14 protein-coding genes are annotated in these 15,294 nt (G+C 62.9%); 12 read left to right on the forward strand and 2 right to left on the reverse strand.

Annotated features, from left to right (window positions below):
• Window positions 1-182: 182 nt before the first annotated feature.
• The 6 genes from HV823_RS11675 (at window position 183) to hflX (ending at window position 7,832) form a co-directional block, all read left to right on the forward strand.
• The gene (locus HV823_RS11675; protein ID WP_176949899.1) at window positions 183-2,456 is read left to right on the forward strand and encodes a sensor histidine kinase NtrY-like; all 2,274 of its coding nucleotides are present in this window, start codon (window positions 183-185) and stop codon (window positions 2,454-2,456) included.
• Window positions 2,446-3,810, forward strand: a complete 1,365-nt coding sequence (ntrX, locus tag HV823_RS11680; RefSeq protein ID WP_097138540.1) for a nitrogen assimilation response regulator NtrX — start codon at window positions 2,446-2,448, stop codon at window positions 3,808-3,810. Before HV823_RS11675 ends, ntrX begins: the two co-directional genes overlap by 11 nt.
• Before the next feature lie 30 nt (window positions 3,811-3,840).
• Window positions 3,841-5,217: a Trk system potassium transporter TrkA gene (gene trkA, locus HV823_RS11685; RefSeq protein ID WP_176949900.1), complete on the forward strand. Its 1,377-nt coding sequence runs from the start codon at window positions 3,841-3,843 to the stop codon at window positions 5,215-5,217.
• Between the two features lie 8 nt (window positions 5,218-5,225).
• Window positions 5,226-6,089 (forward strand): D-amino-acid transaminase, encoded by an 864-nt coding sequence (locus HV823_RS11690; RefSeq protein WP_176949901.1) that lies wholly within the window; start codon window positions 5,226-5,228, stop codon window positions 6,087-6,089.
• A 102-nt stretch (window positions 6,090-6,191) separates the two neighbouring features.
• On the forward strand, window positions 6,192-6,434 hold the full coding sequence (gene hfq / locus HV823_RS11695) for an RNA chaperone Hfq (RefSeq protein ID WP_176949902.1): 243 nt from the start codon (window positions 6,192-6,194) through the stop codon (window positions 6,432-6,434).
• Window positions 6,435-6,479: 45 nt separating this feature from the next.
• A complete protein-coding gene (gene hflX, locus HV823_RS11700; RefSeq protein ID WP_343051857.1) occupies window positions 6,480-7,832 on the forward strand; it encodes a GTPase HflX in 1,353 nt (450 codons plus the stop codon).
• Window positions 7,833-7,930: 98 nt separating this feature from the next.
• Here hflX and mazG read toward each other — a convergent pair whose 3' ends face one another.
• The gene (gene mazG / locus HV823_RS11705; RefSeq protein ID WP_176949903.1) at window positions 7,931-8,764 is read right to left on the reverse strand and encodes a nucleoside triphosphate pyrophosphohydrolase; all 834 of its coding nucleotides are present in this window, start codon (window positions 8,762-8,764) and stop codon (window positions 7,931-7,933) included.
• Window positions 8,765-8,784: 20 nt separating this feature from the next.
• Window positions 8,785-9,372: a deaminase gene (locus HV823_RS11710; RefSeq protein ID WP_176949904.1), complete on the reverse strand. Its 588-nt coding sequence runs from the start codon at window positions 9,370-9,372 to the stop codon at window positions 8,785-8,787.
• Between the two features lie 211 nt (window positions 9,373-9,583).
• Here HV823_RS11710 and cysG point away from each other — a divergent pair, with 211 nt between their 5' ends.
• From cysG to clpS, 6 genes are all read left to right on the forward strand, one after another.
• A complete protein-coding gene (cysG, locus tag HV823_RS11715) occupies window positions 9,584-11,023 on the forward strand; it encodes a siroheme synthase CysG (RefSeq protein WP_176949905.1) in 1,440 nt (479 codons plus the stop codon).
• A gap of 1 nt (window position 11,024) precedes the next feature.
• Window positions 11,025-11,342, forward strand: a complete 318-nt coding sequence (locus HV823_RS11720; RefSeq protein WP_176949906.1) for a DUF2849 domain-containing protein — start codon at window positions 11,025-11,027, stop codon at window positions 11,340-11,342.
• A 10-nt stretch (window positions 11,343-11,352) separates the two neighbouring features.
• Complete coding sequence (locus HV823_RS11725) at window positions 11,353-13,026, forward strand: nitrite/sulfite reductase (RefSeq protein ID WP_176949907.1); 1,674 nt, start codon at window positions 11,353-11,355, stop codon at window positions 13,024-13,026.
• Window positions 13,027-13,037: 11 nt separating this feature from the next.
• Window positions 13,038-13,538: a DUF934 domain-containing protein gene (locus HV823_RS11730; protein ID WP_176949908.1), complete on the forward strand. Its 501-nt coding sequence runs from the start codon at window positions 13,038-13,040 to the stop codon at window positions 13,536-13,538.
• A 219-nt stretch (window positions 13,539-13,757) separates the two neighbouring features.
• A complete protein-coding gene (locus tag HV823_RS11735) occupies window positions 13,758-14,570 on the forward strand; it encodes a ferredoxin--NADP reductase (RefSeq protein WP_176949909.1) in 813 nt (270 codons plus the stop codon).
• Between the two features lie 365 nt (window positions 14,571-14,935).
• Window positions 14,936-15,286, forward strand: coding sequence for an ATP-dependent Clp protease adapter ClpS (gene clpS, locus HV823_RS11740; RefSeq protein ID WP_097138514.1), 351 nt, complete (start codon window positions 14,936-14,938; stop codon window positions 15,284-15,286).
• The last annotated feature ends 8 nt before the right edge of the window (window positions 15,287-15,294 follow it).

Below are 15,294 nucleotides of genomic sequence, written 5' to 3' on the forward strand. Positions count from 1 at the left end.
CAAACTGCGTTGCATTTTCGCCACATTGTGTTGCTTGGTGGTAACAGATGGGCTCGGTGGCGAATAGGCAGATTGCATCTGCCGTTCCCCCTGTAAGGTATGGGATCCCCGCCTTCATTCGGACGCATCAGGATGAACGAGGGGTGCCGGCCAGCCATGGCCGGACGGAGCGAGTGCAGCGAATGAACGAGAACGCGACCCTGATCGGGGGCGGACACGAAACGGCCGGCAACGGTCGCGACCGCAGGGCATCGTTCGCGCTTCCGGGGCTGCTTCTCGCCGGCGGGGCGCTGATCGCGGCGATCATTTCGCTCTTCATCCTGCTCGGGCTGACGCCGATCAAGCCCGAGGCCAACGTCATCATCGCTTCTGTCGCGGTCAACGCGCTGTTCGTGCTCGGCCTCATCATCCTCATCGGGCGCGAGATCGCGCGGCTTCTGAAGGCGCGTTCGCGCGGCCGTGCCGCGGCCCGGTTGCATGTGCGCATCGTCGCTCTCTTCTCGATCGTGGCGATCACGCCGGCGATCCTGGTCGCCATCTTCGCCTCGATCACCCTCGATGTGGGGCTCGACCGCTGGTTTTCCATCCGCACCCAGTCGATCGTCAGTTCATCGCTGAACGTGGCCCAGGCCTATGTCCTGGAAAATGCCAGCTATCTCCAGGGACAGACGGTCTCGATGTCGAACGACCTGGAGCGGAACCGCCAGCTCTACAGCCTCGACCGTACCGGATTTGCCGAACTGATCACCCGGCAGGCGCGCGGCCGCGGCATGCTGGGGGCATTCCTTGTTCGCGGCGACGGCTCGCCGATCCTGCAGGCGAACATTCCGACCGACAAGCCGCTGCCGGCAGTTCCCGAGGAGGCGCTGAAGGCGGCTGCGTCCGGCCAGCCGACGCTGATCCCGCCGGGTACGACCAACCTCGTCGGCGCCGTCATCAAGATCGACAATATTCCCGACACCTTTCTCTACACGGTCCGGACGGTCGATCCCGAAGTCATGCGCTCGATGCGGCAGATGGAGGACAATACGGCCGAATACCGGGCGCTAGAGGCGGGCAGAACGTCGCTGCAACTCGCTTTCGGCGTACTCTATCTCGGCTTCGCGCTGATCGTGCTGCTTGCGGCGATCTGGACCGCGATCGCGGTCGCCGACCGCATCGTCCGCCCGATCAGGCTCCTGATCGGGGCTGCGGATGCCGTCGCTTCGGGCAACCTCGACGTTCATGTCCCGGTGCGTACAGCCGATGGCGACGTCGGCAGCCTGTCGCGGACCTTCAACAAGATGATCTCGGAGATTCGCGCCCAGCAGGGCCAGATTCTCGATGCCAAGGACGAGATGGAGCAGCGCGGCCACTTCATCGAGGCGGTGTTGTCAGGCGTGTCGGCGGCGGTGATCGGCGTGGAGGAGGGCGGACGCCTGACGATCGCCAATTCTTCCGCCGAGCATCTCTTCGGCCGCGGCGCCGGGGCGCTTGTCGGGGCAAAACTGGCCGAGGTCGCGCCGGAGGTCGCTGCCGTCCTGCAGGAAGCCTCTCCGCGTTACCGGAACGATTACCGCCGGCAGATCAACATCATGCGCGGCGGCACCGAGCGCACGCTCAATGTCCAGGTCACGCGCGAGGAGGCGAAGGATGCAAAGGAATCCTACGTCATCACCATCGATGACATTACCGATCTCGTGATCGCGCAGCGCTCGACCGCATGGGCCGACGTCGCCAGGAGAATCGCTCACGAGATCAAGAATCCGCTGACGCCGATCCAGCTCTCGGCCGAGCGGATCCGGCGGCGCTACGGCAAGCAGATCAACCAGGACGACCGCGCCGTATTCGACCAGTGTACCGACACGATCGTGCGCCAGGTCGAGGATATCGGCCGCATGGTGGACGAGTTCTCTTCCTTCGCGCGCATGCCGAAGCCGACCAAGGACCAGGCGGACCTGCGCGGCATCCTCAAGGATGCAGTGTTCCTGCGCGAAATGGGCAACAATCACGTGACCTTCGTGAAGGACTTCGAGGCAGAAGCGCTGATCGGCCATTTCGATTCGCGCATGCTTGGCCAGGCCTTCGGCAACATCATCAAGAACGCCGTCGAGGCGATCGAGGCGTTGCCGGCAGATTTGCAGCGCGACGAGCGCAAGGTGCTCGTGCGGGCGCGGCGGGAGCAGGCAAGCGGGCGATATGTCGTCGACGTGATCGACAACGGCAAGGGGCTGCCGACGGAGAACCGGCACCGGATTCTCGAGCCCTACATGACGATGCGCGAAAAGGGCACCGGGCTCGGGCTGGCGATCGTCAAGAAAATCATAGAAGACCACGGCGGGCAGCTGGAACTGCACGACGCCCCCGCGGACTTCGACAACGGCCACGGGGCGATGATCCGCGTGATCCTGCCTATCGACGAAAGTGTGGCTGTCGATGCGGAAAAAAGTGACAAGGAACTGACACATGGCCTCTGACATTCTGGTGGTGGACGACGAGGAGGATATCCGCGAGATCGTGTCGGGGATCCTGTCCGACGAGGGGCACGAGACGCGGACCGCCTACGACAGCGACAGCGCGCTGCAGGCGATCAGCGATCGCGTCCCGCGCCTGGTATTTCTCGACATCTGGATGCAGGGCAGCCGGCTGGACGGCCTTGCTCTGCTCGACGAAATCAAGAGCCGCTATCCGGATCTGCCCGTCGTGATGATCTCCGGTCACGGCAACATCGAGACCGCCGTTTCGGCGATCCGCCGCGGCGCCTACGATTTCATCGAAAAGCCCTTCAAGGCGGACCGGCTGATCCTGATCGCGGAACGGGCGCTGGAAAATTCGAAGCTTCGCCGAGAAGTGACGGAGCTGAAGCGCAGGTCAGGCGATGCGGCCGAACTGATCGGCACTTCGGTTGCCGTCTCGCAGTTGCGCCAGACGATCGAAAAGGTGTCGCCGACCAACAGCCGCATCATGATCCTCGGGCCTTCCGGCTCCGGCAAGGAACTCGTGGCGCGGATGATCCATCGCAAGTCGACGCGCGCCGGCGGACCCTTCGTCGTGCTGAACGCAGCCGCGATCACGCCCGAGCGTATGGAGATTGCGCTGTTCGGTACCGAAGGCGGGCCGGGACAGCAGCGCAAGACCGGCGCGCTCGAGGAAGCGCATGGCGGCATCCTCTACCTCGACGAGATCGGCGAGATGCCGCGCGAGACGCAGAACAAGATCCTGCGCGTTCTCGTCGACCAGCAGTTCGAACGTGTCGGCGGATCGAAGCGAGTCAAGGTCGATGTCCGCATCATCTCCTCCACCGCCTACAATCTGGAAAGCCAGATCGCCGAGGGCGCCTTCCGGGAGGATCTCTATCACCGTCTCGCCGTTGTGCCCGTGCGCGTGCCGGCGCTGGCCGAGCGGCGCGAGGACATTCCGTTCCTCGTCGACATGTTTATGCGCCAGGTCAGCGAGCAGGCCGGCATCCGGGCGCGCAAGATCGGTGATGACGCGCTGGCAGTCCTGCAGGCACATGACTGGCCCGGCAACATCCGCCAGCTGCGCAACAACATCGAGCGGCTGATGATCCTTGCCCGCAGTGACGGCCCCGACAGCGTCATCACCGCGGACATGCTGCCGACCGACGTCGGTGACATGCTGCCGAAGGTCTCCACCCAGGGTGACCAGCACATCATGACGCTGCCGCTCCGAGAGGCGCGCGAAATGTTCGAGCGCGATTATCTCGTGGCGCAGATCAACCGTTTCGGCGGCAATATTTCGCGGACCGCCGAGTTCGTCGGCATGGAACGTTCCGCGCTGCACCGCAAGTTGAAGTCGCTTGGCGTCTGAGGGTGATATGAGAGCGGCGAGGGGCGCGACATGAAGGTCATCATCTGCGGCGCCGGCCGCGTGGGTTACGGCATTGCCGAGCGTCTTTCGCAGGAGGGCAACGACGTCTCGGTCATCGATACCTCGGCTTCGCTCATCTCGGCCATTACCGAGACGCTCGATGTGAGCGGCGTGGTCGGCCACGGCGCACATCCGGACGTTCTGGCAAAGGCGGGCGCGGACCAGGCGGAAATGATCATCGCCGTCACCCTGCACGACGAGATCAACATGGTCGCCTGCCAGGTGGCGCACTCGCTGTTCAAGGTGCCGACCAAGATCGCCCGCATCCGTTCGCAGAGCTATCTGGCGCCGGAATATTCCGATCTCTTCTCGCGCGACGATATGCCGATCGACGTGGCGATTTCCCCGGAGATCGAGGTCGGCAAGATGGTGCTCCGGCGCATTTCGTTTCCCGGCGCCACCGATGTCGTGCGTTTCGCCGACGACCGGATCGTGATGCTGGCGATCGAGTGCATGGAGGACTGCCCGGTCGTCAACACGCCGCTGCAGCAGCTGACGGAACTCTTTCCGGACTTGATGGCCACCGTGACCGGCGTATACCGGGATGGCAAATTGTTCGTGCCGCGTTCGGGCGACGAGTTGCAAACCGGGGACCTCGCCTATGTCGTCTGCGATGCGACGCATGTGCGGCGCACGCTGTCGCTTTTCGGGCACGAGGAGCAGGAGGCCGCGCGCATCGTCATCGCCGGCGGTGGCAATATCGGTCTCTTCGTTGCCAAGGCGATCGAGGAGTTCCAGCCCCGCACCCGCATCAAGATCATCGAGAGCGATCGGGAGCGAGCCGTCCTTATCGCCGATGAGTTGCGCAATTCCGTCGTCCTGCACGGATCGGCGCTCGATCAGAAACTTCTGCAGCAGGCCGATATCCAGGACGCCGATCTCGTCGTCACGCTGACCAACAACGACCAGATCAACATATTGGGCGGCGTGATGGCCAAGGCGCTTGGCTGCAAGCACAACCTCGTCCTCCTGAACGATCCCTCCTATCAGGATCTCATCCGCAGCATGGAGATCGACGCCCATATCAATCCGCGGGCGGTGACGATCTCCAGTATCCTCCAGCATGTCCGCAAGGGGCGCATCCGCCGGGTTTACGCCGTCCAGCGCGGCGCGGCCGAAGTGATCGAGGCGGAGGCGCTGGAGACCTCGCCGCTGGTCGGCCGGCCGTTCCGCGACCTTCACCTTCCCGAGGGCATTCGCATTGGCGCCATCCTGCGCGATGGCAAGGTGGTTCGGCCCGACGGCGACGTCCGTATCAAGGCGAAGGACAGGGTCGTCCTGTTTGCGACGGTGGAAGCTGTCCGCCATGTCCAGCAGCTCTTCCGTGTCAGCATCCAGTATTTCTAGGCGGTCCCATGCCACGTTTTGCCTATGTCAACGGTCGATATGTGCGCCACGCGGAGGCGGCGGTCCACGTCGAGGATCGCGGCTACCAGTTCGCTGACGGCGTCTACGAGGTTTGCGAGGTCCGCCACGGCTTCATCGTCGACCTGACGCGGCACCTCGACCGCCTGGGACGGTCGCTGGGCGAGCTTCGTATCGCCTGGCCGATGGAACGGCAGGCGCTTGTCATCGTGCTCCGTGAGCTGCTGCGGCGAAACAGGGTGCGCAACGGCCTGTTCTACCTGCAGGTCACGCGCGGTGTGGCGCGGCGAGACCATGTGTTTCCGGCAGGAGACGTCCAGCCGTCGGTCGTCATCACCGCAAAATCGACCGATCCGGGCATCATCGCGCGCAAGAACGAAATAGGCATCAGTGCGATCACTCTGCCGGAGAATCGCTGGGATCGCGTCGACATCAAGACCGTAGGGTTGCTTCCCAACGTGCTGGCAAGGCAGCAGGCGAAGGAACGCGGGGCGCAGGAGGCGATCTTCGTCGATGCGGAGGGTAACGTCACTGAAGGGGCTGCGACCAATGTCTGGATCGTGGACGGCGAGGGCCGGCTGGTAACCCGGCCGGCCGACCACGGCATCCTCAGGGGAATCACGCGGACATCGCTGATGGACGTGGCCGAACGGGTCGGCATGAGGGTCGTGGAGCGCGCCTTCACGGTTGCCGAGATGATGGAGGCGCGTGAGGTTTTCATCTCCGCGGCGACGAGCATCTGCTTTCCGGTGGTCGAAATCGATGGAAAACCCATCGCAAACGGCCACCCCGGCGGGAGCGCGCAGAAACTGCGGGATGCTTTTTTCGCCGTTGCGGAGAAGATTGCGATTTGATACCTAAGCGGATGGAGGGGCGAACGACGCTTCGTACCTCCCGGGGCATTAAGTTTTATTCAACCGGTCGTCAGGATCGGCAATCAAGAAAGAAGCGGCGCCATGGCGGAACGTTCTCAGAATTTGCAGGACCTTTTCCTCAATACTGTTCGCAAGCAAAAGATCTCCCTCACAATCTTCCTCATCAACGGCGTAAAGCTGACGGGCGTTGTGACGTCTTTTGACAATTTCTGTGTGCTTCTGCGGCGCGACGGCCACTCGCAGCTCGTCTACAAGCACGCGATCTCCACCATCATGCCCGGCCAGCCGCTGCAGATGTTCGAGACCGAAGAAGCCGCCTCCTGACAAAGGTCAAGGCTCATTAGCAAGCGCGATACAAGCCAGGATTCCATCGTTCCGGAGCTCGAGAAGCGCCGCGACGATTCGCGGGCGGTCGTCATCGCTCCGGTGATCAAGAAGGGGAAGAGCGACGCCAACGGCGCCGTTTCCCGTTCCGACGAAGCGCGGCTCGCAGAAGCGATCGGGCTTGCGCGCGCCATCGATCTCGACGTGGTGTTCTCCGCCGTCGTGCCGGTCAGCCAGCCGAAGCCCGGCACGCTGCTCGGCACCGGCAAGATCGCCGAGATCAAGACGGCGCTGGATGCGAACGATGCCGGACTGGTCATCGTCGATCACCCGCTGACGCCGGTTCAGCAACGCAACCTCGAAAAGGAATGGAACGCCAAGGTCATCGACCGGACGGGCCTCATCCTGGAAATCTTCGGCCGCCGGGCTTCCACGAAGGAAGGCACGCTGCAGGTCGAACTCGCCCATCTCAACTACCAGAAGGGCCGGCTGGTCCGCAGCTGGACCCACCTGGAGCGCCAGCGCGGCGGTGCCGGCTTCATGGGCGGCCCGGGCGAAACGCAGATCGAGGCCGACCGCCGGCTGCTGCAGGAGCGCATCGTTCGGCTGGAGCGCGAACTGGAGCAGGTGCGCCGCACGCGCCAGTTGCACCGCGCCAAGCGCAAGAAGGTTCCGCATCCCATCGTGGCGCTCGTCGGCTATACGAATGCGGGAAAATCGACGCTGTTCAACCGGATTACCGGCGCCGGCGTGCTGGCCGAGGACATGCTGTTTGCGACACTCGACCCGACGCTGCGCCGGATGAAGCTGCCGCAGGGCCGCACCGTCATCCTCTCTGACACCGTCGGCTTCATTTCCGACCTTCCCACCCATCTCGTGGCCGCTTTCCGTGCGACCCTGGAAGAGGTGCTGGAGGCGGACCTGATCTTGCATGTGCGTGACATGTCCGACCCGGACAACGGCGCACAGGCTTCGGACGTTCTGCGTATCCTCGCCGATCTCGGCATCGACGAGAAGGATGGCGCCGAGCGGATTCTCGAGGTCTGGAACAAGATCGACGACCTGCCCGAGGAAGCGCGCGAGGCGCTGGTGCAGAAGGCTGCGACGACGCCGAACACGATGGCGGTTTCGGCGCTGACGGGCGAGGGCGTCGATCGTCTTCTGGACGAAGTGAACCGGCGGCTTTCCGGCGTTCTCGTCGATCGCGACGTCGTCCTTCCCGTCGACAAGCTGCAGCTCCTTCCCTGGCTCTACGATCACTCGATCGTCGATGAGCGCGAGGATCAGGAAGACGGAAGCGTACGCATTTCGGTTCGGCTGACCGAGACGGAGGCCGCGGAACTGGATCGCAGGCTTGGGCAGGGCGCGAAGCGCCCGCTCGAGGACTGGGAACGCTGACGTCACCGCTCTGGCTTAATCTCGCTTGCGAGTTTTATTCGACAACGATTTGAATATTATTGAAAATTTCTGGAATTTGGCGGACGCCTCGTCCGCCGTTAGCCCAGCTGGCGCTCGATCGCCTTCGCAGCCTGCCATAGCTCCTCCATACGCTCCAGCGTCGCCGCTTCCAGCGTTTCGCCGGATGCTTGCAGCTCCGTCTCGATATGGGCGAAGCGGCGGCGGAACTTGGAGTTGGTACCGCGCAGGGCCATTTCCGGATCGGTTTCGGTGTGGCGGCCGATATTGACGACGGCGAAGAGAAGGTCGCCGAGTTCGTCTGCCACCTTTCCCCTGTCGCCGCTGCGCAAGGCCTCGCGCAGTTCGCCGATTTCCTCCTCGATCTTGTCGAGGATCGGCTCCGGCTCCGACCAGTCGAAGCCGACCTTCGCAGCCCGCTCCTGCAGCTTCAGCGCCTCGACGAGTGCCGGAAACGAGCGCTGGACGGATCCGAGGTAGCCCTTGTCGGTCTCCGGCGGCAGGCCGCGGTTGGCGCGACGCTCGCTGCGTTCGCGCTTTTCGGCCTGCTTGATCTCGTGCCATTGCGCCTTGACCGCGTCCGGCGTGTCGGCGTCGGATCGCGCAAAGACGTGCGGATGGCGGCGAATCATCTTGCACGTGATCGCCTCGACCACGTCGGCAAAGGAAAAATCACCGGCTTCTTCGGCGATGCGGGCATGGAAGACCACCTGCAACAGCAGGTCGCCGAGTTCGTCGCAAAGATCGTGCATATCGGCGCGTTCGATCGCGTCCGCCACCTCGTAGGCTTCCTCGATGGTGTAGGGCTTGATCGTCTCGAAGGTCTGCACGACATCCCACGGGCAGCCGGTCTCCGGCTGGCGCAGGGCGGCCATGATGTCGAGAAGGCCCTTTATGTCGCGGGACGGCTGCATGGTTCCACTCCGGATGCCGTTCAGTTGAGCGGGATGCTGTTGTCGTCCTTGCCGGACTGGTAGGCGGCCGACAGCTTGTCATAGGTCTCGCGGATGCGCTTGTCCTGCGCCTGCAGTTCAGCCTTTTCCGCCGCCTGTGTGCTCGCGATCAGTTCGCCGATCGCTGCCGACCGCCAGAAGGCGTTCTTCTTCGCATAGCCGCCTGGATCCAGGCGGAACACCTCCTTCAGGATCTTCAGGTCGTGCGGAATCGCGAAGGCGTCGCGTGAATCCTCGTGCGTGAAGAAGTAATAGAAGTTGTCGAAGCCTGCCCAGGTGATGGCCGAAAGGCACATGGAACAGGGTTCGTGCGTGGACAGGAACACAAGGTCTTTCGTATCTGGCTTGTCGGCCTGTTCGTAGAAACGCTTCAGCGTGTGCACCTCGCCATGCCACAGCGGGTTCTCGGTCTCGTTGTTCGTTTCCGCCAGAACCAGCGAGAGATCGGATTTCTTCAGGATGGCCGCGCCGAAGATCTTGTTGCCTGCGGCGACGCCTTTTTCCGTCAATGGCAGAATATCGTTCTCGATGACGTCCAGCAGACGTCGAGCCAGGGTCGGTTGCTCCATGGGGCGGCCTCTCAGATGGTGCGAAGTCGCCTCTTCCTTAGCGGTGCAACTGTCGGCGAGGCAAGGGGCAAGGGGCTGCCGGAGAGATTTACCCGAAATCGGCAGGTGTCGAGCAAAACAATACGCGCCTCAAACAAGCGGCGGATTCCTGTTTCTTTTATTTCAGTTCCGGATTGGCGATATTGCCGGCACATTCGAACCGGATCGTGCAATGCAGCAGACCAGTGACAAGCTTTCGGTATTTCCGGCCTTCTTCCGCGTGAAGGGGAAGAGGGTCGTTGTCGTGGGCGGTGGTGACGAGGCCTATGCCAAGGTTCGCCTCCTGCGCAACACCGACGCGGAGATCGTGGTGGTTTCGGAAGGGCTCGATGCCGCTTTCGCCCGCTATCTCGACAGGGAAGGCGTCGAAGTCGTCCTTGAAGAGGTTTCGGGTGCGCATCTCGCCGGGGCCACGCTCGTTTTCGCCGCCACGGGTGACAATGCGCGTGACCGCGCTGTCGCGACACAGGCGCGTGAACTTCGCATTCCCGTCAATGCGGTGGATCAGCCGGAATTCTGCGACTTCTTCACGCCGGCCCTGGTCAACCGTGCGCCTGTGGCCGTTGCCATCGGCACGGAAGGGGCCGGTCCCGTGCTGGCCCAGATGATCCGTAGCCAGGTGGACCAGTTGCTGTCTCCCTCGCTTGGCCGGCTCGCAACGCTTGGCGCATCCTACCGTCACGCCGTTGAAGCCATGGTGCCGCGCGGTGTCGCGCGCCGCCTTTTCTGGCGCCAGTTCTTCCAGGGGCAGGTCGCCGATGCCGTGAGCGAAGGCAACGAGGAACTGGCGCGCCGCAAGGCGACCCAGCTTCTGGCCGATTCGCACAAGGTGGAAGGGCGCGTTTGGCTCGTCGGCGCCGGGCCGGGTGCAGAAGACCTCCTGACCCTGCGCGCCCAACGGGTGATGATGGAAGCCGATGCGATCGTCTATGACGCGCTGGTGCCGCAGGCGATCGTCGACATGGGGCGCCGCGATGCTGAGCGGATTTCCGTCGGCAAGCGCAAGGGCTGTCATTCGAAGTCCCAGGATGAAATCAACGAACTGCTGGTGCAGCTCGGCCGCGACGGCAAACGCGTCGTGCGCCTGAAGGCCGGCGATCCGCTCGTCTACGGTCGCGCCGCCGAAGAGATGTCGGCGCTTCGGGAGGCGGGCATTGCCTATGAGATCGTCCCCGGCATCACCTCGGCATTCGCTGCCGCCGCTGATTTCGAGCTGCCGCTGACGCTGCGTGGCGTGGCGTCGTCGCTGGTGTTCACGACCGGCCACGACCTGACCGGCGCCGTTCTGCCCGACTGGGCGCGGCTTGCGGTCTCCGGGGCGACCATTGCCGTCTATATGGGGCGGACGGTTGCGGCCTCCGTCGCGGGGCGGCTGATGCAGGCGGGCCTGCCGGCGGAGACCACCGTGGCGGTCATCGAGAATGCAAGCCGGGCGGAGAAGCGCCTGATGCACGGCACCTTGAAGGATCTGCCGGACCTTGAGCATCGCGACGAATTGACCGGCCCGGTCATGGTTATCATCGGCGACGCGGTAGCCGGCGCCAATTTCGCACATTCCGCTCCGCTCGTGCGCAGCCGCGCCACGGCGGAGGCAGCATTGCAGGGAGCATGACATGACAGACAAGGTTCTGACTGCAAACCGGCTGTCGGACGGCATATCCGTCTGGCTCGACGCCGCGGGCAACTGGAACGAATCCCTGCAGGAGGCTTTTGTGGCGCGCCACAAGGAGGCTGTCGACGCACTGGAGGCAACCGGCAAGCAGGCTTTCGCCGACAACAAGGTCGTCGACGTCAATGTCGTCGACGTCGAGGAGGTCGATGGTGTACTGCGACCGCTGCGCATGCGCGAACGCATCCGCGCAGGCGGTCCGACCATTCCCTATGCAGCCGGCTATGCCGGCCTGAGCGCAATTCGTTCGGCCGTCGCCTGAAGGACATCACATGTATCGTTATGATGAATTCGACCACGCCTTCGTCAACGACCGGGTCGCGCAGTTCCGCGACCAGGTCTCCCGCCGCCTCTCCGGCGAGCTTTCGGAGGATGCCTTCAAGCCGCTACGCCTGATGAACGGCGTATATCTGCAATTGCATGCCTACATGCTGCGCGTGGCCGTTCCGTACGGGACGATGAACAGCCGGCAGATGCGCATGCTCGCCCATGTCGCGCGCAAGTACGACCGCGGCTACGGGCATTTCACCACGCGGCAGAACATCCAGTACAACTGGCCGAAGCTTTCCGAGCTGCCGGACGCGCTCGCCGACCTGGCGTCGGTCGAAATGCACGCGATCCAGACCTCCGGCAACTGCATCCGCAACGTGACGGCCGACCATTTCGCCGGTGCGGCCGCCGACGAGGTTGCCGATCCTCGCCCCTATGCGGAGATCCTTCGCCAGTGGTCCTCCGTCCACCCGGAATTTTCTTTCCTGCCGCGCAAGTTCAAGATCGCCGTTACCGGCGCCGAGCGCGACCGGGCTGCGATCCAGGTGCATGACATCGGCCTTCACCTGAAGAAGAACGAAAAGGGCGAGATCGGCTTTGCCGTCTATGTCGGCGGCGGGCAGGGCCGCACGCCGATGATCGCCAAGAAGATCCGCGACTTCCTGCCGGAAGAGGATCTCCTGTCGTATACGACGGCGATCATGCGGGTCTACAACCTGCACGGCCGGCGCGACAACAAGTACAAGGCCCGCATCAAGATCCTTGTGCACGAGACCGGGGTGGAGGAACTGGCGCGCCAGGTGGAAGTCGAGTTTGCCGAACTGAAGAACACCGAACTGAAGCTGCCCGAGCAGGATATCGCCGCCATTACCGCCTACTTCGCGCCGCCGGCGCTGGAGTCTCGCGCGGAAGGCTGGGCGCAGCTGGCACAGTGGAAGAAGGCGGATGCCGATTTTGCCCGCTGGGTGCAGCAGAACGTGCAGCCGCACAAGCATCCCGACTATGGCATGGTCACGATCTCCCTGAAGCCCATCGGCGGCATTCCGGGGGATGCGACCGATGCGCAGATGGATGCGGTGGCCGATATCGCCCAGGAATACGCGTTCGACGAGATCCGCGTCAGCCATGAGCAGAACCTGATCCTGCCGCATGTTGCACTGGCCGATCTCGAGCCGGTCTACCGCGCGCTGGTCGCGACCGGGCTCGCTACCGCGAACGCCGGGCTGATCACCGACATCATCGCCTGTCCCGGGTTGGACTACTGCGCGCTGGCGAACGCACGCTCGATCCCGGTGGCGCAGGAAATCTCCACTCGCTTCGGCTCGCCGGAGCGCCAGGCGGAGATCGGCGAGCTGAAGATCAAGATTTCGGGCTGCATCAACGCCTGCGGCCACCACCATGTCGGCCATATCGGCCTGCTCGGTGTGGAGAAGAAGGGCGAGGAGCTTTACCAGATCACGCTCGGCGGTTCGGGCGACGAGAACACGTCGATCGGCGAAATCATCGGCCGCGGCTTCGAGCCGGAGAAGGTGACGGATGCCATCGAGGTCATCGTCGATACCTATCTCGGCCTGCGTCTCGACCCGTCCGAAACCTTCCTCACCGCCTATCGCCGTGTCGGGCCGCAGCCGTTCAAGGATGCGCTCTACGGTGACAAGACGGCCGCGGCAGCCTGAGGAGAACGGTCATGTCGAAAATCTGGAACGAAGCGGGATTTGTCACCGACGATCCCTGGGTGATCGAGAGCGAGGAAACCAAGGCCGGATCGAACGAGAAGGCGATCCTCGGCATCGACAGTTTCCTGGCGAAGGTGGCGGAAGGCGACGAGCAGGGTTTTGGCGTTTTGGTCAATCCGGCCGATGACGTGCGCCGGCTGGCCGACCATCTCGACCGCATCGCGCTGGTGGCCGTTGCCTTTCCCGCGTTCAACGACGGACGGGCTTTCAGCCATGCGTCGCTGCTGCGCTCGCGGCTCGGTTTCAAGGGCGAGGTGAGGGCGGTGGGCGATGTGCTGATCGACCAGATCCCGCTGATGCTTCGCTGTGGCATCGACAGTTTCGCCGTCAGCAATGCGACGGCGCTGAAGAGGCTTTCGGAAAACCGCCTGCCCGGCATCGACAATCACTACCAGCCAGCGGCGCGTCCTTCGGCGGATGCGAAGTCCTACAGCTGGCGCCGCGTCGGCTGACGCATTTTGTCGCGCAAGGGCCCGTTTTCCAGCTTGGCTGGAGGGCGGGCCTTTTCTCTTGCTGCGCTGCACATTATATAGAGCATGCAATCGGACCGCGACCATTGAAATGCAATTTGCGCATGGCCGCTTCCTTTGGAACGCGATGCCTTCCTTCTGCGGTCAGGTTATAATATCTGCCTATACGACATCAGCTTTGACCGCAGGAACCGACCACGCATGAACGCGCCCGCAAAGACCGAAGATCTCGCAGCCACCGTTCCCGCCGGCGTCTATGCCGAAAAGGTGACGAGCGTGCAGCACTATACTGACCGTCTCTTCCGCTTCCGCATGACGCGCCCGGACGGCTTCCGCTTCCGTTCCGGTGAATTCGCCATGATCGGCCTGATGGTCGACGGCAAGCCGGTCTATCGCGCCTATTCGATCGCAAGCCCTGCCTGGGACGAGGAACTGGAGTTCTTCTCGATCAAGGTTCCGGACGGCCCGCTGACCTCTCATCTGCAGCAGATCAAGCAGGGCGACCAGGTTCTGATGCGCAAGAAGCCGACTGGCACGCTGGTGCTCGACGCGCTGACGCCTGGCAAACGCCTTTACATGTTCTCCACCGGCACGGGGATTGCGCCGTTCGCAAGTCTTATCCGTGATCCGGAGACTTATGAAAAGTTCGACGAGGTGATCCTCACCCACACCTGCCGCGAGGTGTCCGAGCTGAAGTACGGGTTCGACCTGGTCGAGGAGATTGCTCAGGACGAGCTCCTGTCGGAAGTCGTCGGCGGCAAGCTGCGCCACTATGCCACCGTCACCCGTGAAGCGTTCCCCTACCAGGGCCGCATCACCGACCTGATCAGCAACGGCAAGATGTTTGCCGATCTCGGTGTCGATCCCTTCGATCCCGCCATCGACCGGGCGATGATCTGCGGCTCGACAGGCATGCTGAAGGAGACAAAGCTTTTGCTGGAGCAGGCCGGTCTTACGGAAGGCGCGAACAACAAGCCCGGCGAGTTCGTCATCGAGCGCGCCTTCGTTGATTGAGCGCACGCGGTAGCGCCTGATTTGGAGGGGCGATGCCGGGGACGGCATCGCCTTTTTCGTTCTTTCTTCGCCAGGGGAAGCGAAAGTCGGATTGGCAGGCGGCATACGCCATCTGGGAAATGGCATTGGGCCTCGCAGTTCGAGCGCGGCTATTGTGCCGGAAGAAAGCGATGGCCTGTCAAATCGCGGGGCGTTGTACAATTTTCCCGCTTTCAATCCCCTGCGGCTGGATTATCCTTGCAGGACGACGCGGGGGCCTTAAAATCCCGCAAGAAACCACTAAATGACGTAGGCATGATGACGGCAATCATCGCCGCCGCGGCTGCCTCCCATGCGATAGCCGCGCTCACGAGGAATGAACTGGAATGAATGCGATACCGGTCCGGTTGCAGGGCAATGAAGGAAGCGGCGATACCCCGGGTCGCAGCACTTCCGTCATCACCCGCACGAAGCCGAAAACGAAGAAGCCGAGCCTCTACCGGGTTCTGCTGTTGAACGATGACTACACGCCGATGGAGTTCGTGATCCACATCCTCGAGCGGTTCTTCCAGAAGGACCGTGAGGCTGCGACTCGGATCATGCTACACGTGCATAATCATGGCGTGGGTGAGTGTGGCGTTTTTACCTACGAGGTTGCCGAAACCAAAGTGACACAGGTGATGGATTTCTCCCGCCAGCACCAGCATCCGCTGCAATGTGTCATGGAAAAGAAATGAGGACAGAA

The sequence above is a fragment of the Mycoplana rhizolycopersici genome (genome assembly GCF_013378445.1).
Lineage (GTDB): Bacteria > Pseudomonadota > Alphaproteobacteria > Rhizobiales > Rhizobiaceae > Mycoplana > Mycoplana rhizolycopersici.